The organism is Yoonia sp., assembly GCF_965660735.1.
Taxonomy (GTDB): Bacteria; Pseudomonadota; Alphaproteobacteria; order Rhodobacterales; family Rhodobacteraceae; genus Yoonia.
Window position 1 is genome coordinate 34826 of sequence record NZ_CBFIBD010000003.1, and the last position, 19682, is coordinate 54507.

The following is a 19682-nucleotide window of genomic DNA, read 5'->3' on the forward strand; positions in this document are numbered from 1 at the left end:
TTGGGGTAGCGTGAGGGTATCAGGGTGCCAAGGTCGTGCAAGGGGGGGTTAATGTTCCTTGCGGTGCCGTCCGTGGCGCAAAAGGCCAATGCCGGCAGCCAGCGCGACACAAGCTGCTGTGGCAAACCCGCCCCAGCTTGCGACGAGATCGGTCAGCGCATCCAGCCGTGTGCCAAAAAGAAACCCCAGGCTGACATATCCGCTGACCCAGATCGCCTCGCCGGCGGCATCCCAGAGGGTGAAGCGCCAGCGGTTCAGCCGGGCCGCACCGGCTGCGAAATTTACCCAGGGCCCAAGCGGTGCTGCGGCCCATGTGCTGAAGAAAACGCCGATCCCGCCCCAGCGGTCAACCACATCGGCCGCCCGCGCGAAAAGGGCTGCGCGGCTGGGCCGGGTTGCCAGTTGCGCATCAAGCCAGCGCCCCCCCATGCGCCCAAGTTGAAATCCTGTCTGGTCGCCTGCCACCGCAGCCAGATAGGCGACGCAGACCACCTGCCACAGAATCAGATCCCCCGCTGCAGCAAAGGCCCCGCCCGCCAACATCACCGCGAACGTTGGCACCGGCACCGCAAGGCAGGAAAAATAGGCCGACAGTCCGATGATGATCAGGCCCCAGGTTGCAACCAGTCCAAAGAACAAATCGGTCATTCTGCTGTTGCCCGATAGGCCGCGATGGCGGCGCCAAGGTCCGCAATCAAGGTGGCAACGTCTGTGTCCTGCTCTGTGGCCAGTTCGGACAGGGTCACCTTGCGGCCGCTTCCGTCCATTTCAAGCGCCAGGGCTTGAGACACGATTTCGGGTGGAACATCCCACGATTTTGCGACGTAGCGGGGGGTCATCCAACCTGCGATGGGGTCTTGGGGGCCAGATGGTGTGTGCCATACGCTGGTCGCCATGGTCAGCCGCAGTGCAAAGAAAACCATCCCGATGACGGCCAGTACCAGCAGCGCCTTGAGCGCTTTGCGGATGATTTCCCTGTAGTGCGCCATACGTGCCGGGTTTCGGGGTTTCATGGGCCGGTCCTGCCGTTGATGCTGTGAGGGATCAAATCAGACCTCTGCGCCGATGACCAGCACGACGGCCAGCAGCAGGGCCGCCCCCCATGTTTTCCATAAGGTGTCGACGGCCCGGTTAACATCGTCGGGAGTCAAATCATGGTTTCCGTCATCGTTCACGAAAGGATAATCGCGCAATGCCCCGTCATAGCTGCGTGGCCCGCTGAGTGCGATGTTCAGGCCGTGGGCCATCGCCGCCTCGGGCCAGCCTGCGTTGGGGGATCGGTGAAGGGGTGCCTCGCGGGTGATCTTGCGTGGATCGGGGCGGGTGGTCACAGCCCAGATCAGCAGGGCGGTCAGCCTTGCGGGTATCAGGTTTAGAAAGTCGTCAAACCTGGCGGCGGCCCAGCCGAAATTTTCGTGCCTTGGGGTGCGGTATCCGATCATGCTGTCGGCGGTGTTGGTGATCTTGTAGATCAGCAGCCCCGGCAGACCCGCGACAGCAAACCAGAAAGCCGGCGCAATCACCCCGTCCGACAGGTTTTCTGCCGCACTTTCTATGGCGGAACGCGCAACGGCGGGGCGGTCCATCGTTTTCGTATCACGCCCGACGATCATCGCCACCGCCCTGCGCCCGTCGCCCAGCGATAGCCGCAGTGCATCGCCTACGGCCTGCACGTGCTGCACCAAAGATTTCTGGGCCAGCAGAACGGCAAGGATGGCGATGTCGATCAGATACGTTGGAAGGGCTTGCAGGATCAATCCCAGCGCGCCTGCGCCGATGACCAGAGCTGCCATGGTCAGCACACCGTTTCGCCGCTGGTTGCCTGCATTGAAACGCGCATCGCACCAGCCGATCAGCCGCCCCATCAGCACTGCCGGGTGTGGTATTCGTGACCAAAGCCAGCGGGGTTCGCCCAACAGCGCATCCAGTATCATGCCAAGGATCAGTGTCACAAGGCGGCCTCTAGCTGGGGCCAGCGATCAGGTGCGGGCAGCCCCAGTCGCAACCAGTCGGGGGCATAGGGAAAGACGCGCGACCAGATATGGTTTTGCGCCAACTGGTGCTGGGCTGCCTTTGCGTCCTTTACCCGATAAAGTCGAAAGAGTGTCGTGCCGCCCAGAGGTTCAGCCCCGGTTGCGGCCAGCAGGATATCCAGCCGGTCGGCATCGCGGATCAGCCTTGCCCGTGTGTCGTTGGCCCATTGCGGGTCGGCCAGCGCCTCGGCGCCGATGGACAGCGCGGGGCCGGAAACCTGCCACGGCCCCAAAAGATCGGATAGCTGTCTGACGATGGCAGGATCGCCAATGGCAAACCCCAGCCGCAGCCCGGCCAACCCCCAGAATTTGCCAAAACTTTTCAGCACGATGGTGCCGGGGCGGGTGGCCAGGTGGATCAGCGATGCGTCGGGTGTCACGTCGCAAAAACTTTCGTCGATGATGGTGATCGGGGCGGTCATATCGTCCGCCTGCCAGATCCGCCCGTCCGGATTGTTGGGATGCACCGCGACCATGGCGTCGGGCGCTGTGTCGCTCAGCGACCAGCCTGCCGCGCGGAACGCAGCGCCATGTTCATTATAAGTCGGGCCGGGGATGAAAACCTGCCCTTGTCCGATGACGCGTGGCAGGGCCGCTATGATTGCGGATGCGCCTGTCGCGCCGATAATGCTGGCCCCTTGTGGCACCTTCCAGAAATGGCGCGCCAAGTCGTACAGCTTGCCGAATGCTGCGTTGTCGGGCAGGGCCGTCCACGCGTCAGCCGGCAGCGCAGGCAGCGGATAGGGGACAGGGTTGATGCCGGTGGACAGGTCCAGCCAGTCTGCCCTTTGGCCGCCATAGCATGCGATGGCGCCATCAATCCCGCCGCCGTGGTCCCGCTGCTCTGTCATTCGCCCTCGGGTAGTGGCGGGTGGCGGGTAACGAAATGGCCTTTGATCGCTTCGGGCCAGTCCCGATAGGGCACGCGGCCGGTGTCACTTTCGGCGTGGGCTTTGGCGTAGGTAATGATGCCTGATGCCGCATCTTGCGAAGGCTCGAACGCACCGAGCGTGTAATTCAGTTTTCCAGGCCCCTGAATGGCCACATTGCACGCGCGGGTGCAGCCCATCAGGCAAGAGACGCGGCGCGTCCTGACGGACGTCAGACCGGCTGCGGCGGTCTCGACCAATGCGGCCAGCGCCTCTCCGTCGGTGATGGCCATGTCACCGTCATTCCAGCCATCGCGCTTGCAGGTGTCGCAGATCGTGATCCAGGTGGTCATGTGTTTGCTCTTGTATTGCCGCGCCCTATCAAGCGGATTCCTGCCAGATTCACAAGGGCAACGACAGTCTGCTTTCTTTTGGGCAGTTGCGTTGGTTTGTTAACTATTCATTAAGGATTCGGGCAGATTTGTGTAAGATCGCGAAAGTTTTATCTGTCGTTAATCGCTATTTATTTGTTTCAACTGAGAGAGGACATAAAATGCATGTTCTGATCGTCCAGAGCAATGTACACCTCGGGGCGGTGTGGAAACGGCATCTAGAGCGGCTGGACGCAACCGTGACCCACGTGCAAACCGGCGATCAGGCACTTGGTGTGCTTGGAACCCAGACCTTTGATGTCATTGTTCTTGACCTTGTGCTTAGCGAAGGCAGCGCGATGGCGGTGGCGGATATTGCCCAGTTCCGCCAGCCCCATGCAAACGTCGTGTTCGTGACGGACACCACGTTCTTTTCAGATGGTTCCATCTTTAACCACAGCGCAAATGCCCGCGCCTTTATCGAAAGCGCGACACCGCCGCGCGATCTGGCTGCCATCGTGCACCATTACGGCACCCCTAAGCCCGATGGTGGGGTGCAGTCAGGTCTATCTGCGGATTGATCGGGATGATCCGGTTCGGATTGATCGTTTCATGGCTATAATGATAGTGTCGCACGATATGATCCATGTTTACGGTCTCTGCGACCCCGCGCCATTGATATAGTTCCCGGGTGAAACCCATCAGGTTCGGATAATCGGCGATCCGCTTGCGATTGCACTTGAAGTGCAGGTGATAGACCGGATCAAAGCGCAACAGCGTGGTCCAAAGACGCCAGTCGGCCTCGGTGATCTTGTCGCCCATCAGATAGCGGTTTTCGCCCAGTCGCTCTTCCAGCCAGTCGAGACTGTCGAACAACGGATAGACGGCATCATCATATGCCGCTTGCGTGGTCGCAAAGCCGGATTTGTAAACACCATTATTTACGGTGTCATATACCCGGTCGTTCACCGGTGCGATGGCGTCGCGCAAGTTCTGCGGCCAGTAATCATCGGTATTGCCGGTGATGCCGTCGAAGGCGGAATTGAACATGCGGATGATTTCCGAGGATTCGTTGGATACGATGGTATCCCTTTGCTTGTCCCACAGGATCGGCACAGTCACCCTTCCTGACATCATGGGGTCGGCGCGCAGATAAATGTCGCGTGCAAAAGGCAGCCCGAACAAGGTGTCACCGGTTGCCCCCTTGTCATCCGTTTGAAAGGTCCAGCCGTCAGACAACATATCGGGGTGCACGGCCGACATGCTGATATGCTCCGTCAGTCCCTTGATCGCGCGGAACACCAGTGTCCGGTGCGCCCAAGGGCAGGCATAGGATACATACAGGTGATAGCGGCCCGATTCAGCCTTGAACCCGCCTTCGCCGGACGGCCCAGCCGCGCCATCCGCCGTGACCCAGTTGCGGAAATTTGCGTTCGAGCGGACAAATTTGCCCCCCGATTTGGCGGTGTCATACCAAACGTCATGCCAGACGCCGTCAACAAGTTGGCCCATTGGATATCTCCATTCTGTTCAAAGCCGTAGGTATAGATTTGCATGAAAGAGCAAAACAGGCACATCAGCGCAGCGTCGGTGCGGACGTGCACAACAATTTCTGCCAATTGTGCAGCAGGGACGAACGCCCTAGTCTTGCAAGCCTGCTTTCAGGCGCGCGCGCAGGCCGCTCATTTCTGCATCGCACCAGCGGCCCTGTCGCCCATGATGATCGACGATCAGATCCCCCTCGCGCAGGGCGCGCACAATCTCCGGCTTGGTTTTGTCGCCATCAAATGTCACCAACGCCAGATCTTGGCGGTGGTTGCGTCTGGCCCATGCCTTGATCCGGTTCAGTAAAACGGTTGGCGACAGAAACTCCATACGAAACCGGACGGCCAGGTTGGTCGGGATGGGGCGGATGATGTCTTGACAGGACCAGCCGATAAAGCGGTCGTCATTCAGGCGGGCATGGGGATTATGGCGTCCATGGATGGGCGCGTTTTCACGGAACTTTGCTGTCGGGTTGCCGGCAAATTTATTGCAAAAGGCAAAGGCCGACGAATTCCCGGCCCCAAAGATATTCCCCTTGCTCAGCCGCCATTTCAGGCGCGCCCAAAGGTTGAACCTTGCCCGAAAGGTGCCCAGCGTCCAGATCGGGGCGGTCTGTGTCAGCGCCGCCAATGCGCCCAGATCACCGATGATCGCACTATCAAGATCAACATAGACACAAGCCGCACCCGTAGGCAGCGCATCAATTTCAAACATCGAAATCTTGACTGGCAAGCCACCGGATTTGTAATCCTCCCTGTCAAAATCGGGCGCGATTGGACACAGCGTCGCGCGGGGATCAAGGGTGCGGTCCATCCGGTCCGTCAGCACGATGACGCCGTTGATGCTGTTCGAGTGGGCGTAGGCATCGCGGATCAGGCGATTACAATCGGCTGCGCCATACTTGTCGCCCCACACCATCAGAATCAGATACCAGTCAGTCAAATGCCGCAAACCTTTCATGACGCACGGGGTCGGGTGTGCCATGAACCGGCCCTCATGGGCAATCTGAACCTGCGGTCAGTCCCGACATAGGCGGCCTGCTTCGTGTTTTGCCGGGATATGTCGCTTATGCGTTTGCCCTGCGGCGCGCGGGCCCTTATACCGAACCGCGACGAAGCCCACTCAGGGCCAGATCGGTTGGCGGTGCGGCGGTTGACCCAAAACGGGAACCAAGGCACTACATCGTCGAATGCCGCGGATTTCCGGGCCTCTGGTCGTGATTTGAAACGGAGGACCCGATGCGCGTATTTCTTTCCCTGACCTTGATCCTTGCAGGTTCTGCTGCTGCGGCCCACACGGGCCATTGGGCCGATGTCGCCGGCCATGATCATTGGGTGGCCGGTGCGGCCATCGGCCTTGCCGGGCTGGCGGCGATCTGGGGCGCGCTGAAGGGCAAAAAAGCCCAGAAAGAAGAAACCCCCGAGGAAGACGCAGAAGAGCAAGCGGCATGAAAACCGGTGTCATGATCTGCGGCCACGGGTCGCGCAGCCAGTCAGCAGTGGACGAATTCGCGACGCTTGCCGACAAGCTGCCTGCCTATTTGCCAGACGACTGGCTGACTGAATACGGCTATCTGGAATTCGCCAACCCGGTGATCCGCGACGGTCTGGACAAACTGCGCACAGCGGGCTGTGAGAGGGTGCTGGCGGTGCCCGGAATGCTGTTTGCCGCGATGCACGCGAAAAACGATATTCCAACCGTGCTGAATACCTACGCCGCAAAACACGGGCTGAGCGTCAGTTATGGCCGCGAACTGGGTGTGGACCCCAAGATGATCGCCGCCGCCGCCGGTCGTGTCCAAGAGGCCGTAGATCGTGCGAATACGAAGCTGGGCAAGCTGCCGCTGGCGGAAACATGCCTTGTCGTCATCGGGCGCGGGGCGTCAGACCCCGACGCCAACGGCAACGTCGCCAAAGTGGCCCGCATGATCCAGGAAGGCATGGGCTTTGGCTGGTGCGAGGTTGGTTTTTCCGGCGTGACCTTCCCACTGGTTGAGCCCTGCCTGCAACATGTGGCGCGCCTGCCTTATAAACGGGTCATTGTATTCCCGTATTTCCTGTTTTCGGGCATCCTGATCGATCGGATCTACGGGTTCACGGATCAGGTGGCCGCCCAATATCTGGATGTTGATTTCATCAAGGCCGGCTATCTGGGCGACCATCCCAAGGTGCTGGAAACATTCGCTGAACGGATCATGGAACAAGACAGCGACACGCCGCCACCCAACTGCGGGATATGCGGTTATCGCGCACAGGTGCTGGCGCTGGATGCTGGCGAAAACCGCAAGATCAGCGCCGAGGATCGTGCGCATCCCGCCTTTGGTGCCGTTCCGCCGCCAACCTGCGTGCTGTGCAAATACCGCGTGCAGGTTCTGGGATTCGAAGGTGAGGTCGGTGCCGTGCAGGAAAGCCACCATCACCACGTCGAAGGGCAAGGTGCCAATGCACCGGGGTCGAATGTGGCTGACTGCGCGCTGTGTGATACATTCTGCACCGGCATGTGCCGTTTGGTTGCGCAGGATCATCATGATCACCACCACCATCATCACGACCATGATCATGACCACCATCATCACGCGCCCTACCCGCATGCAAAACACCCACATGGCCCCGAAAGTGCACGCAAGTCCCCCAAGACCTGATTCTCGCGTCGGTCAAGTTACTCCCGCCGGAGGCTTCGCCGCTGGCCATCCGTTGAAAGGCCCACATTTGCGTCCCTACGAAAAAGACCCGGGCAAAATCTATGCCCAAAGTTTTGCCACCGTCCGGGCAGAGGCGCGGCTGGACCGCTTTGCGCCTGATCTGCACCCGCTGATGACGCGGCTGATCCACGCCTGCGGAATGGTCGAAATCGCAGACCGGCTTGCGTTTTCGCCAGATGTCGTGACGGCGGGCCATGCTGCGCTGCAATCGGGGGCACCGATTCTGTGTGATTGTGAAATGGTCGGTGCAGGGATCATTCGGCGCTATTTGCCCTGCGAAAATGATGTCGTGGTGACGCTGAACGACCCGGCCGTGCCCGAGATTGCGCAGCGGATCGGGAACACGCGATCAGCTGCGGCGGTAGAGTTGTGGCGCGACCGGATTGCAGGCGCTGTCGTTGCCATAGGCAATGCACCGACTGCCCTGTTTCATCTGTTGGAATTGCTCGATGCGGGCTGGCCAAAGCCTGCGGTCATTCTGGGTTTTCCTGTCGGTTTCGTTGGTGCCGCCGAAAGCAAGGCTGAATTGTCCCGCGATCCACGTGGCTGTGATTTCGTCGCCTTGCGCGGGCGGCGTGGCGGCTCGGCCATGGCGTCGGCTGCGGTGAATGCTCTGGCCGCAGGGTTGCCCGAAGATGTCTGACCCCTGGCTGCATATCGTCGGCATCGGCGAGGATGGAATGGATGGGCTGCTGCCCGCAACCCGTGCCGTTGTCGCCGCGGCAGAGGTTATCATCGGCGGTGAGCGGCATCAAACGCTGGCTGAAAACCTGACAGCCGAACGGCTGGCCTGGCCGCACCCTTTCGACGCGCTGACCGACACCATCAAGGCATTGCGTGGGCGGCGGGTCGTTGTGCTGGCAACCGGTGATCCGCTTTGGTATTCTGTGGGTGCGCGGATCGGTCGGGCGATTGACCCGGCACAAATCGTCTATCACCCGCAACTGTCGGCCTTTCAGCTGGCCGCCGCCCGGATGGGCTGGTCGCTGCCCGATGTGGAAACGCTCACGGTGCATGGTCGTCCGGTCGCGCAGATGATCGCCTTTATCCAGCCTGATGTGCGGCTGTTGATCCTGACCACCGGGGCGGAAACACCCGGCCAGATTGCACGGTTTCTGACGGAACGCGGTTTCGGGCAATCGCGCATGACCGTGCTGGCCGCCATGGGCGGCAAGGACGAGGCGCGCTTTGACGGCCTGGCCGAACTCTGGGATCACGTTGTTCCTGCGTTCAACACGCTGGCAGTGGAATGTATCGCCGCCCCCGATGCAGCACTGGTGCCGCGTGTGCCGGGGCTGGCAGACAGTCTGTTCCAGTCAGACGGCACGATGACCAAGCAAGAGATCCGCGCCGTGACTGTGGCCAAGCTGATGCCGATGCGCGGTGCGCTCTTGTGGGACATCGGCTGTGGTTGTGGGTCGGTTGCTATCGAATGGATGCGCGCCGCCCGCTATGCCCGGGCGGTGGGGGTCGAGCCGCGCGCCGATCGCCGTGCGATGGCGGCGGCCAATGCGCTGGCGCTGGGGGTGCCAAAGCTGGCGTTGATCGACGGGATGGTGCCTGATGCGCTGGCCGGGCTGGACGCGCCGGATGCGATTTTCATTGGCGGCGGGCTGAGCCGTGCGACATTTGATGCGGCGTGGGATGCGTTGCGCCCCTTGGGTCGTCTGGTTGCCAATGCCGTGACATTGGAAAGCGAGGCGGAACTGATCGCGCTGCACAAGGCCTATGGCGGTGATCTGGTGAAGCTGTCGGTGCATCGTGCGGAACCCGTCGGGCGGCTGACCGGGTGGCGGCCGATGATGCCGGTCACCCAATGGAGCCTTGTGAAAAGATGATCTTATGCCTCCGGCCAGAGTATTTTTGCCAAAACGAGGGACGGTTGTGACGGGCGTGCTCTACGGTGTCGGGCTTGGCCCGGGAGCACCGGATCTGATCACGTTGCGTGCGGCCCGTCTGATTGATGGGGCTGCGGTGATTGCCTATCCGACATTGGCGGGGGCGAAGAGCTTTGCCCGCGCGATTGCCGCTGACCTGATCGTGCCGGGGGTGCAAGAGATCGTGATGGATGTCCCCATGTCCGTGGATCGCGCCCCGGCGCAGGCCGCCTATGATACCGGCGCCGCCGCGATTGCGGCGGCCCTTGATACGGGGCAGAATGTCGTTTGCCTGTGCGAGGGGGATCCGTTCTTCTACGGCTCTTTCATGTATCTGTTTGCGCGCCTGTCCGGCCGTTACCGGGTCGAGGTGGTGCCGGGCGTAACATCCGTCACGGCCTGTGCGGCGCGCGCTGGTATGCCGCTGGCTGCGCGTAATGAACGCCTTACAGTGTTGCCCGGTCCCTTGCCCGAGGACGAATTGCGCACGCGTATTGATGACGCTGAAAGTGTCGTGATCATGAAGGTCGGGCGGCATATGCCCAAGATACGCGCGGTGATAGATGCATTGGGCCTGACCGCGCAGGCTGTCTATGTTGAACGTGCCACGCTGGCTGATGAGATTGTTCTGCCGCTGGCAGAGGCGCCCGAAAAGGCCCCGTATTTTTCGATGATCCTATTAACGAAAGGGGCCGATCCATGGCTATGAAACCTGTTGTATTGGCCTTGTCCCGTTCAGGCGAAGCTGTGGCGCATCGCGTGGCAGCCTTGTTGGGCGCGCAGGTCCATGGGCGTGAAGGGCGCGTCGATCGGGCAGATGCTTTTTTCCCCAATGCGCTGGATCATGCGCGCGACCTTTTCGCCGCCGGAGTGCCGGTCGTGGGCGTTTGTGCGGCCGGTATCCTGATCAGGGCCGTCGCGCCTTTGCTGGTTGACAAGACGGTCGAGCCGCCCGTCATTGCCGTATCTGACGATGGTGCGGTGGTTGTGCCCTTGTTGGGCGGCCATCGTGGAGCGAACCGGCTGGCCGCCAGAATATCGCAGGGGTTAGACGCTGTGGCTGCGGTGACAACGGCGGGCGATGTGGCGCTTGGCGTGGCCTTGGATGAGCCTCCGAAAGGTTGGCGTTTGGTCAATCGCGCCGATGCCAAGGGCGCGATGGCGGCGCTATTGGGGGGCGGTGGTGCGCATATGTGCGGGGATGCAGCATGGTTGCAAGGCCTGCCCAAGGGAGATGCCGTGCGGCTGTCGGCGACGATGGACCGGCTTGATGATCTGGGGCCAACACACCTGCAATTTACCCCGCAGCGTGTGACGCTGGGTGTGGGATGTGCCCGCGACTGTGCGCCCGCTGAACTGGCAGAACTGGTGCATGATGCGCTGGCCGCTGCAGGGATCGCACCAGAGTCCGTGCATTCGGTCAATACGATTGCGCTTAAGGCTGACGAGGCTGCGATCATTGATCTTGCGACGGCTATGGATGTGCCGCTGCGTCTGTTTGATGCAGATGAACTGGAAGCCGAGACATCCCGGTTGGCCAACCCGTCTGATGTGGTATTTGCCGAAGTTGGTGCGCACGGCGTATCCGAGGCGGCGGCGCTGGCGCAGGCTGGAGCAGCGGGTGAATTTCTGCTGACGAAGCGGAAAACGGCAAATGCGACTTGTGCGCTGGTGGTGACACCTGAACCTCTGGTCGACCTGCGCGGACGGGCGCGCGGGCGTTTGTCTGTCGTTGGTATCGGCCCCGGTCAGGCCGCCTGGCGCACGCCAGAGGTGTCGCGGCTGGTGGCCGAGGCGGATGAACTGGTGGGATACGGGCTGTATATTGACCTGCTTGGTCCGCTGGCGGTGGGCAAGGACCGGTCGGATTTCCCCTTGGGCGGTGAGGAAGACCGCTGCCGCTATGCGCTGGAACAGGCGGGCAAGGGGCGCAATGTCGCGCTGGTGTGTTCTGGCGATGCAGGAATCTATGCGATGGGGGCGTTGGTGTTTGAACTGCTGGATCGTGGCCCCGACCAGATGGGCGTATCTGATGCGGCGCGCCGGGTCGAGGTTGTCTGTTCGCCGGGGGTGAGCGCGTTGCAGGGGGCCGCCGCAAGGGCGGGTGCGCCCCTGGGCCATGATTTTTGCGCGATCTCGCTGTCGGACCTGCTGACCCCGCGCGAAGATATCATCAGACGGTTGCAGGCTGCGGCGGTAGGGGATTTTGTCATCGCGTTCTATAATCCCGTGTCGATGCGGCGGCGGACGCTGTTGTCCGAGGCGCGTGACATTCTGTTGCAGCACCGCCCGGCGGATACGCCGGTGATGCTGGCGTCATCGCTGGGACGGCCAGAGGAGCATATCCGCTATCGCCGTTTGGCGGATTTGCAGGTGGACGAGGTGGATATGCTTACCGTGGTGCTGGTCGGATCGTCGCATTCGCGACTGGCGCAGATGGGCACGGGGCCGCGGATGTATACGCCGCGGGGCTATGCCCGCAAGATCGACGGGGATCTGGCTGTTGGTTGATGTCGGAACCTCTGGCGGGATTATTTGGAACAAAGCGAGGGTCATGTGACTGTTTATTTCATTGGGGCGGGTCCGGGTGATCCAGAGTTGCTGACGCTCAAGGCGGCGCGGTTGATCGGGGCCTGTCCGATATGCCTCTACGCAGGTTCGCTGGTGCCCGAGGCGGTGGTGGCAACGGCCCCTGAAAAGGCGTTGGTCATGGATACAGCCCCGATGACGCTGGACGAGACACACGGTGTCATCCTCGCGGCCCATGCCAAAGGGCAGGATGTCGCGCGGGTGCATTCGGGTGATCCATCGCTTTACGGGGCGATTGCGGAACAGATACGCAGGTTGAAGGCGGATGGCATAGATTACCAGATCATTCCCGGAGTGCCTGCCTATGCAGCAGCAGCTGCGGCGCTGGGCACGGAGCTGACAGTGCCTGAGGTGGCACAATCGATCATCTTAACGCGGATGTCGATGAAATCGACGGGAATGCCCGCGGGCGAGACGCTGGAAAATTTTGCCCGCAGCGGTGCCACACTGGCCATCCATCTGGGTATCCGTGCGCTACGCGAAATTGAACGTCAACTGGTGCCCTATTATGGCGCCGACTGCCCGGTGGCCGTCGTTTATCGAGTTGGCTGGCCTGACCAGTTGATCATTCGCGGCACTTTGAGCGATGTGCGTGAAAAGGTGCGCGCGGCCAAGATCACGCGGACCGCGTTGATCATGGTGGGGCCGGCACTGGCTGATTCGCACGGGTTTCCTGATTCCGCGCTCTATGATGCCGCAAAACCTCATGTGCTGCGGCCACACGTAAAGCCAGTATTATAAGGCGTTGCCGCACTGCGGCAGGTTTGGTTACTTGAAATTTACATAAATGGGTTCATCCTTGCAGGGAACTGGAGGGGTTGTGATGTATGAGTTTTTGCCAGTCGCAGTGCGGCAAGGTCTGGAAGAGGCGCGCAAGGCAGCGCTGAAACGCAAGGGACGTCTATCGGTGCATGATGGCGATCATGTCCATCGTATCCGGAGATTCTGGGACGGGGGATTTGCCCTTGATCTGGCAGCGTCGGAACGGTTGCGCGGACATGTCGATATTTATGATGGTCCAAAGCATCTCTATCAATGTCTGGTCGTGTCTTCGGTCGATGACGGAGATGAACGGGTTTTCGAATTCAAATGGTTGACGCCCGTTGCCGACCGGCCAGCGGCAGACTTTGTCCGGCCGGATTTTACGCCGGCCGGCCTGATCGAAAGCTGAGATTTGGGAACCGGCGGTTTGACCGGGGGTGCCCGTGTGCAGATGGTCTGTTGCTGACTGCGGGTCTTGGGCGTTCGTGTGACGTCACTGCAAATCTCCGAACGCCTTTTGCAGCCGTTCTACGGCGTCCTTGATTACGTGTGACTGTGTGGCAAGGTTGAACCGCATGAAGGTTTCACCACCTGTTCCAAAGGATGGGCCGGGCGAGACTGCGATTTTCGCGATATCCCGGATCCGGTCACGCACCTCGTCGTGGGACATGCCTGTGCCCGAAAAATCGACCCATGCCAGATAGGTGGCCTGTAGCGGTATCGACCGGACGCCGGGGATCGCGTTGATGCCAGCATCAAAAATGGTCCGGTTCCGGTCAAGATGCGCCATCTGGTCATCGACCCATTTGGCACCCTCAGGCGAATAGGCAGCCGTGACCATGCTGATACCCAGCGCCGAAGGGCTGTAATCAAGTGTGTGCAGCCGATTTTTCATCATGGCCCGGAGCGCGGGGTCGGGGATGATCATGTTGCCTGTGCGCTGGCCCGCGATGTTGAAAGTCTTTGATGCAGCGGTCAGGTAGACGGCGTTATCGTGACCTTCGGGGGCGGCCAAGGCAAGCGGGGTGAAAGTGTTGCCGGGCATGATCAGGTCGTGATGCACCTCGTCACTGATCAGCAGCATCCCGTTCCTGCGTGCAAATTCCGACACGCTGCGCAGCTCTTCGGGCGTCCAGATCCGCCCTGACGGATTTTGCGGCGAACACCAGATCAACAGTTTTTCGCGTCCCGTCAGCCGTGATTGCGCGTCTTCAAGGTTAACCGCATAGGTGTCGCCCTGCCGTTTCAGCGGGCATTCGGTAACAACACGGCCTGCTGCATTCACCTTGCGCGCAAACTCATGATAAACGGGCGTAAAGATCGCGACTGCATCGTCAGGCTCTGACCAGAGGTCAATGCATAATGCAATCGCGTTACCCAATCCTTGCGCCGTCAGAATCATGTCGGTGTCCACGTCCCAGCCATGCCGGGTGCGCATCCACCATTGCACCGCTTTCAGATAGGGTTCGTGTTCCCAGCTATAGCCAAATACGCCGTGTTCGGCGGCATCACGCACAACCTGACGCACACAATCGGCGGTGGGATAATCGGAATCCGCTGTCCACATGGCCAGCCCGTCCTTGGGTGAAACGCCAAAGAGTTTTTCCATCTTGTCCCATTTTGACTGCAACTTGCCACGGCGGTCGATGGGGGCGTCGAATGTCATGCAATTCTCCGTTTGAGTTCGCCGGTAAGTTGGGGCGATGCGCGGGCGTGTGCAAGGCGATTTTCTCCGCTATCTTGCGATGCGCGCGGCGACCGACTAAATGAACCACCATGGCACTGAAGAACATCCTTATTCATCCCGATCCACGCTTGAAAAAGGTGGCCGATCCCGTGGCGTCCGTCACGGATGATTTGCGCCGCCTGGCCGATGATATGCTGGAAACCATGTATGATGCGCCCGGTATCGGGCTGGCTGCGCCGCAGGTGGCCGTGATGAACCGCATGATCGTTATGGATTGCGAAAAAGACGAGGATGCGACCCCCGATCCCATGGTTCTGATCAATCCCCGGGTTCTGTGGACATCAGAGGATCGTAACGTTTATGACGAAGGCTGCCTGTCGATCCCCGAACAATACGCCGAGGTCGAACGCCCTGCCGAGGTGGAGGTGGAATGGATGGACTTGACCGGCAAGACCCGCCGCGAACGTTTTGACGGGTTGTGGGCGACCTGCGTGCAACACGAGATTGACCATCTGGATGGCAGGCTGTTCATTGATTATCTGAAACCGCTGCGGCGCCAGATGATCACCCGCAAGATGCAGAAACTGAAACGCGAAATGGCGCGGGCCTGATCCCGTGCCGGTGCGGCCATTACGTTTTGACGGGGATGTGGTGCTGCGTGATGTGGCCGTTCCAGTCACGCAGTTTGGCGCAGAACTGGATGCGCTGGTCGCTGATTTGTTCGAAACGATGTATGACAGCAAGGGCCGGGGCCTTGCTGCGCCGCAGTTGGGTGTTTCTAGTCGGGTTTTTGTCATTGATACCGACTGGAAAGAGGCCGATCCGCAGCCTTGCGCTTTTGTGAACCCCGAAATCGTTGCGGCCGCGCAATTCCGGCAATTGGGACCAGAGGCCTGCCTGTCGATCCCGGGTCGCACATTCAATGTCATGCGCCCGGTTTGGGTCGATCTGGGCTGGACCAGCCCGCCGGGCGTTCGTCAGACCGCCCGTTTTCACGGGGTTGGCGCGGTCTGCGTTTGTCACGAACTGGATCACCTGAACGGTATTCTGATCACAGAGAGCGGGACTGAAATATGACCACCCATCGTCCGTATGTTCCGTGGCCCCACCCTGTGCTGCGCACGCCCGCAGCGCAAATCGATGCCGTGACCGATGAGGTTCGCGCGATCTGGGACGAGATGGTGCTTGCGATGGAAAACATGCCCGGTGTCGGTCTGGCCGCGCCGCAACTGGGGATTGGGCTGGCATTGGCCGTTGTTGATGCCTCCGAGGCGCGGGGGCAAGCGGTCCGCATGGCCAATCCGCAGGTGCTTCATGCCAGTGCGACGTTGCGCGACCATGAGGAAGGATCGCCCAATCTGCCGGGCGTCTGGGCCAGAATCAGCCGCCCGCGTGCGGTGACGGTGCGTTTCCTGAATGCCGAGGGAGTGACAGAGGAACGTGATTTCGTGGGCCTTTGGGCAACGTCGGTGCAGCACCAGATCGACCATTTGGCGGGCAAGATGTTCTTTGACAGACTTGGGCGCATGAAACGCGATATTCTTTTGAGGAAGGCACGCAAGCTGTAGGGTCGGCTTGTGTGGATGTGTCGGCCCCTCCGGGGGGAGTATTTTTGGCAAGATGATGCAGGGGAGCTTTGGCGATGCGTCTGATCTTCATGGGAACGCCTGATTTTTCAGTGCCGGTGCTGGATGCGTTGGTAGGAGCGGGGCACGATGTTGTCGCGGTCTATTGCCAGCCGCCCCGCCCCGCAGGGCGCGGCAAGAAGGACCGCCCGAGCCCTGTGCAGTTGCGCGCCGAAGCGTTGGGGTTGTCAGTGCGATGTCCGGCATCGCTGAAAGGTGCCGAGGCGCAGGCGGATTTTTCAGGGCTGAACGCTGATGTAGCGGTGGTTGTGGCTTATGGGCTTATTTTGCCGCAGGCGGTGCTGGATGCGCCAAAACATGGTTGCCTGAATATTCACGCGTCACTGCTGCCGCGTTGGCGGGGGGCGGCGCCCATCCATCGTGCGGTGATGGCGGGTGATGCGCAAACAGGTGTGTGCATCATGCAGATGGCGGCCGGTCTGGATAGTGGCCCGGTTCTGCTGCGTGAAGCGACACAGATCGGCCCCGAAGACACCACCGGCGATCTGCATGACCGTTTGTCCACCATGGGCGCACGGCTTGTGGTGCAGGCGCTGGCGCAGTTGCCCACATTGACACCACACCCACAGCCCGATGACGGCGTGACTTATGCCGCAAAGATCGACAAGGCCGAGGCGCGGGTGGATTGGACACAGCCGGCAGTGCAGGTGGACCGGCTGATCCGGGGGTTGTCGCCCTTTCCCGGTGCGTGGTGTGCTGTGGCAGGTGAACGGCTAAAACTGCTACGGTCGCGTGTGGTGGTCGGCGCAGGTGCGCCGGGGCAGGTGCTGGGTGGGTTCACAGTGGCCTGTGGTGATGGCGCGGTCGCCATTACGCAGGTCCAACGCGCCGGTAAACGGCCGATGGATACGACCGAGGCATTGCGCGGCCTGACCTTGCCGCCGGTGCTGGATGCCGATTGAACTGGCGCACGGACGCCGCTAGGGTCCCGCTGTGACGATGGCGTCGTTGCACATTTCCCTGTTTTCCATGTCCTGAACGCCGGGACCTTTTCAAAAGGGTCTGACATGACTGCACGTCCGCAATTTTATCGTTTTCATCAGGGTGACAAGGTGCTGCCCTTTGCCGCGTCGGAATACGACGCCCGGTTGACTGGCCTGCGCGCCCTCATGGCCGACAAGGGGATCGAGGCTGTGGTTTTCACCTCGATGCACAATATCGCCTATTATTCGGGTTTCCTGTATTGCAGCTTTGGCCGCCCTTACGGGCTTGTCGTGACACCCACCGAAAGTGTCACGATTTCCGCGGGCATCGACGCGGCCCAGCCTTGGCGCCGGTCGCATGGCGACAACATCACATATACTGACTGGCAGCGCGGCAACTACTGGCGGGCGATCCGGTCCGTGACCGGGCTGGGCAAGGTGATCGGCTACGAATCCGATCATATGACCGTTGCCACCCGCATGGCCCTGCGTGATGATCTGCAACCGGCACGGTTGGTGGATGTCGCGGCACAGACCATGGCGCAGCGGATGCATAAATCCTCTGCTGAACTGGACTTGATTCGCGCAGGTGCGGCGGTGGCCGATGTCGGCGGTTATGCCATTCGTGATGCGATCAAGCCCGGTGTGCGTGAAATCGATGTGGCTATGGCAGGCCGCGACGCAATGGAACTGGAGATCGCGAAACGCTTTCCCGACGCAGAATATCGCGACACGTGGGTTTGGTTCCAGTCAGGCATCAACACAGATGGGGCGCATAACCCTGTCACATCGCGGGTGTTGGAACGCGGCGATATCCTGTCGCTGAACACATTCCCGATGATCAGCGGGTATTATACCGCGCTGGAACGCACGCTGTTTGTGGGCACAGTCGATGACGCGTCACGCGCGATCTGGGAGGCGAACGTAGCGGCCCATGAATACGGCATGTCCCTATTGGTGCCGGGGGCGAAATGTTCCGAAGTGACCGCAAAAATCAACGCGTTTCTTGAAGATCGTAATCTGCTGCAATATCGCACATTTGGCTATGGTCATTCGTTCGGCGTGCTGTCGCACTATTATGGCCGTGAGGCCGGTTTGGAACTGCGCGAGGATATCGACACGGTGTTGGAACCCGGAATGGTCATCAGCATGGAGCCGATGCTGACCATCCCCGAAGGCCAGCCGGGCGCAGGCGGATACCGCGAACACGACATCCTGTTCATCACTGAAACTGGAAATGAAGATATCACAGGCTATCCCTATGGCCCGGACTTCAACGTGGTCGCGTGATCTGATCGCCCGTTTGTGTCGGTCACGTTTTGTAATGCTAGTGCAGAAAATCGCCGGTGTGGGTTTTGCTCTTGCCTGTCAAAGTGTTAAGACAGGGGTTGAAATTGACCGAGGGTTGAAATGCACAACGGGACACGACTGACACGGCGCGGCTTTGGCGCGATGATGCTGGGCACGGCGGCAGCCTGTGCCCGGCCAGTGCCTGTCACCGAACCTGCCGCGCCCGCGCCTGAGGTCTTTATGGAAGGTTATGGTCCGATCGCGGACGCGGGGTATAATTTGCCCGGCATCCCGTCAAAATACCTGCAAGGCGTCAACCGCCGCATGTCGGGGATTTATAATGGCGAGGCCCCGCCAAACACGATCGACGTCGATCCATATGCCAAGTTTCTGTATCACGTGCGTGCGGATGGCACGACGACACGCTATCCCGTCGGCGTCGGGCGTGCGGGCAAGTCGCTGCGCGGGGGGGCCACGATCAAGCTCAAACGCGAATGGCCCGGCTGGACCCCCACCCAGAACATGCTGCGCACCGAGCCCGAGGTATATGGGCCATATCGCGCGGGGATCCCCGGCGGTTTGCGCAGCCCGTTGGGTGCGCGCGCACTGTATCTGTATCGCGGCAGCCGGGATACCTATTATCGTATCCATGGAACCAACGACTTGGGATCTATCGGTAATTCGGGATCGGCGGGCTGCATTCGCATGTTCAATCAAGACGTTATCCACCTTTATGACCAAATCGAAGTGCCGATGCAGGTACTGATCCGTTCGCCCGAGGAATCTTTGCGTGTTGATCCCGAAAACTACGAGCGCGGGGTCGAATTACCGCCCAAGATTATCCCCCCAGAGGAATTGCTGGGCGGGGATGCCCTAGCAGCAGATCGACCGCCCCGGTTTGACGATGCCTGAGCCAGACTTTGCGTGGCGAGGCCGAAACCTGCGGTGCAGTGGTGATTGCCAAAGTGGATCGCGCGGGTCGTTGGCCGAAAGAGATGAAAAGCAAATTTGCGAAAAGGCGCGTGTCTGTGATCAATGACGGGTTGTTCTTGCCTGCCCTTATGCTGGCAGCCCTTGGTTTTGTCGTGCCGCGTATGTTGGCGCGGTTTCTGCCAGAGGGCGTGCGACCGCTTCTTTTGAATGCATTCATGTCTACGATCGTGCTGTTTTTCATTTCTGCGGTTTTCTTTTTCTGTCTTTATCTGTTGCAGGGGCTTAGCCCGACGCAGATATTTGAGCCGGGACTGGCCGCGACATTGCTGTTCTTTGGCCGTCTGGGACTGAGTGCCGCAATCATCTGGGCACCGATCATGCTGCTGTCGGTTGCGGGATTACCCCGCAAATGGGTGAGCGAAACATGGTAGATCCACGCATACATGTTACTTAAAG

24 protein-coding genes are annotated in these 19682 nt (G+C 60.3%); 16 read left to right on the forward strand and 8 right to left on the reverse strand.

Translation table 11 applies throughout. The features are described 5' to 3' along the window. Positions 1-48 precede the first annotated feature (48 nt). The 5 genes from ACTG4B_RS02595 to ACTG4B_RS02615 are packed head-to-tail and all read right to left on the reverse strand — an operon-like array spanning position 49 to position 3255. A complete protein-coding gene (locus ACTG4B_RS02595; RefSeq protein ID WP_439154121.1) occupies positions 49-648 on the reverse strand; it encodes a DedA family protein in 600 nt (199 codons plus the stop codon). Continuing rightward, positions 645-1013, reverse strand: a complete 369-nt coding sequence (locus tag ACTG4B_RS02600; protein ID WP_439154122.1) for a hypothetical protein — start codon at positions 1011-1013, stop codon at positions 645-647. Before ACTG4B_RS02600 ends, ACTG4B_RS02595 begins: the two co-directional genes overlap by 4 nt. Before the next feature lie 36 nt (positions 1014-1049). Then, positions 1050-1952 carry an adenosylcobinamide-phosphate synthase CbiB gene (gene cbiB, locus ACTG4B_RS02605; protein ID WP_439154123.1) on the reverse strand — a complete coding sequence of 301 codons (903 nt, stop codon included), beginning with the start codon at positions 1950-1952 and terminating at the stop codon, positions 1050-1052. Beyond that, a complete protein-coding gene (locus ACTG4B_RS02610) occupies positions 1949-2884 on the reverse strand; it encodes a threonine-phosphate decarboxylase (RefSeq protein WP_439154124.1) in 936 nt (311 codons plus the stop codon). The genes cbiB and ACTG4B_RS02610 overlap by 4 nt, the downstream gene beginning before the upstream one ends. Continuing rightward, on the reverse strand, positions 2881-3255 hold the full coding sequence (locus ACTG4B_RS02615; protein WP_439154125.1) for a DUF1636 family protein: 375 nt from the start codon (positions 3253-3255) through the stop codon (positions 2881-2883). Before ACTG4B_RS02615 ends, ACTG4B_RS02610 begins: the two co-directional genes overlap by 4 nt. A gap of 200 nt (positions 3256-3455) precedes the next feature. On the opposite strand from ACTG4B_RS02615, the gene ACTG4B_RS02620 reads away from it, so the two are divergent. Further along, positions 3456-3854 (forward strand): response regulator, encoded by a 399-nt coding sequence (locus ACTG4B_RS02620; protein WP_439154126.1) that lies wholly within the window; start codon positions 3456-3458, stop codon positions 3852-3854. Here ACTG4B_RS02620 and ACTG4B_RS02625 read toward each other — a convergent pair. After that, complete coding sequence (locus tag ACTG4B_RS02625; RefSeq protein WP_439154127.1) at positions 3811-4785, reverse strand: glutathione S-transferase family protein; 975 nt, start codon at positions 4783-4785, stop codon at positions 3811-3813. The two genes, ACTG4B_RS02620 and ACTG4B_RS02625, sit on opposite strands and share 44 nt — an antisense overlap. 129 nt (positions 4786-4914) lie before the next feature. Then, the gene (locus tag ACTG4B_RS02630; RefSeq protein WP_439154128.1) at positions 4915-5760 is read right to left on the reverse strand and encodes a hypothetical protein; all 846 of its coding nucleotides are present in this window, start codon (positions 5758-5760) and stop codon (positions 4915-4917) included. Between the two features lie 296 nt (positions 5761-6056). On the opposite strand from ACTG4B_RS02630, the gene ACTG4B_RS02635 reads away from it, so the two are divergent. The 8 genes from ACTG4B_RS02635 (at position 6057) to ACTG4B_RS02670 (ending at position 13156) form a co-directional block, all read left to right on the forward strand. Further along, on the forward strand, positions 6057-6269 hold the full coding sequence (locus tag ACTG4B_RS02635) for a DUF6732 family protein (RefSeq protein ID WP_439154129.1): 213 nt from the start codon (positions 6057-6059) through the stop codon (positions 6267-6269). Beyond that, positions 6266-7459 carry a sirohydrochlorin chelatase gene (locus tag ACTG4B_RS02640; protein ID WP_439154130.1) on the forward strand — a complete coding sequence of 398 codons (1194 nt, stop codon included), beginning with the start codon at positions 6266-6268 and terminating at the stop codon, positions 7457-7459. The genes ACTG4B_RS02635 and ACTG4B_RS02640 overlap by 4 nt, the downstream gene beginning before the upstream one ends. A gap of 67 nt (positions 7460-7526) precedes the next feature. After that, complete coding sequence (locus ACTG4B_RS02645) at positions 7527-8162, forward strand: precorrin-8X methylmutase (protein ID WP_439154131.1); 636 nt, start codon at positions 7527-7529, stop codon at positions 8160-8162. Beyond that, complete coding sequence (cbiE, locus tag ACTG4B_RS02650) at positions 8155-9357, forward strand: precorrin-6y C5,15-methyltransferase (decarboxylating) subunit CbiE (protein ID WP_439154132.1); 1203 nt, start codon at positions 8155-8157, stop codon at positions 9355-9357. The genes ACTG4B_RS02645 and cbiE overlap by 8 nt, the downstream gene beginning before the upstream one ends. 46 nt (positions 9358-9403) lie before the next feature. After that, on the forward strand, positions 9404-10105 hold the full coding sequence (cobI, locus tag ACTG4B_RS02655; RefSeq protein WP_439154133.1) for a precorrin-2 C(20)-methyltransferase: 702 nt from the start codon (positions 9404-9406) through the stop codon (positions 10103-10105). Further along, the gene (gene cobJ, locus ACTG4B_RS02660; protein ID WP_439154134.1) at positions 10096-11907 is read left to right on the forward strand and encodes a precorrin-3B C(17)-methyltransferase; all 1812 of its coding nucleotides are present in this window, start codon (positions 10096-10098) and stop codon (positions 11905-11907) included. Before cobI ends, cobJ begins: the two co-directional genes overlap by 10 nt. A gap of 45 nt (positions 11908-11952) precedes the next feature. Continuing rightward, entirely contained in the window at positions 11953-12726 is a 774-nt protein-coding gene (gene cobM, locus ACTG4B_RS02665) for a precorrin-4 C(11)-methyltransferase (protein WP_439154135.1), read from the forward strand. Between the two features lie 82 nt (positions 12727-12808). After that, a complete protein-coding gene (locus ACTG4B_RS02670) occupies positions 12809-13156 on the forward strand; it encodes a hypothetical protein (RefSeq protein WP_439154136.1) in 348 nt (115 codons plus the stop codon). 84 nt (positions 13157-13240) lie between these two features. Here ACTG4B_RS02670 and ACTG4B_RS02675 read toward each other — a convergent pair whose 3' ends face one another. Further along, a complete protein-coding gene (locus ACTG4B_RS02675) occupies positions 13241-14413 on the reverse strand; it encodes a MalY/PatB family protein (protein ID WP_439154137.1) in 1173 nt (390 codons plus the stop codon). 110 nt (positions 14414-14523) lie between these two features. Here ACTG4B_RS02675 and def (ACTG4B_RS02680) point away from each other — a divergent pair, with 110 nt between their 5' ends. From def (ACTG4B_RS02680) to ACTG4B_RS02710, 7 genes are all read left to right on the forward strand, one after another. Further along, positions 14524-15045: a peptide deformylase gene (gene def, locus ACTG4B_RS02680; protein ID WP_439154138.1), complete on the forward strand. Its 522-nt coding sequence runs from the start codon at positions 14524-14526 to the stop codon at positions 15043-15045. A gap of 10 nt (positions 15046-15055) precedes the next feature. Continuing rightward, positions 15056-15511, forward strand: a complete 456-nt coding sequence (gene def, locus ACTG4B_RS02685) for a peptide deformylase (protein ID WP_439154139.1) — start codon at positions 15056-15058, stop codon at positions 15509-15511. Continuing rightward, complete coding sequence (gene def / locus ACTG4B_RS02690) at positions 15508-16002, forward strand: peptide deformylase (protein WP_439154140.1); 495 nt, start codon at positions 15508-15510, stop codon at positions 16000-16002. The genes def (ACTG4B_RS02685) and def (ACTG4B_RS02690) overlap by 4 nt, the downstream gene beginning before the upstream one ends. A gap of 74 nt (positions 16003-16076) precedes the next feature. After that, positions 16077-16982: a methionyl-tRNA formyltransferase gene (gene fmt / locus ACTG4B_RS02695; protein ID WP_439154141.1), complete on the forward strand. Its 906-nt coding sequence runs from the start codon at positions 16077-16079 to the stop codon at positions 16980-16982. A gap of 105 nt (positions 16983-17087) precedes the next feature. Beyond that, positions 17088-18293: an aminopeptidase P family protein gene (locus ACTG4B_RS02700; protein ID WP_439154142.1), complete on the forward strand. Its 1206-nt coding sequence runs from the start codon at positions 17088-17090 to the stop codon at positions 18291-18293. 120 nt (positions 18294-18413) lie between these two features. Next, positions 18414-19205, forward strand: coding sequence for a L,D-transpeptidase (locus ACTG4B_RS02705; RefSeq protein ID WP_439154143.1), 792 nt, complete (start codon positions 18414-18416; stop codon positions 19203-19205). 110 nt (positions 19206-19315) lie between these two features. After that, the gene (locus ACTG4B_RS02710) at positions 19316-19657 is read left to right on the forward strand and encodes a hypothetical protein (RefSeq protein WP_439154144.1); all 342 of its coding nucleotides are present in this window, start codon (positions 19316-19318) and stop codon (positions 19655-19657) included. Positions 19658-19682: the final 25 nt, after the last annotated feature.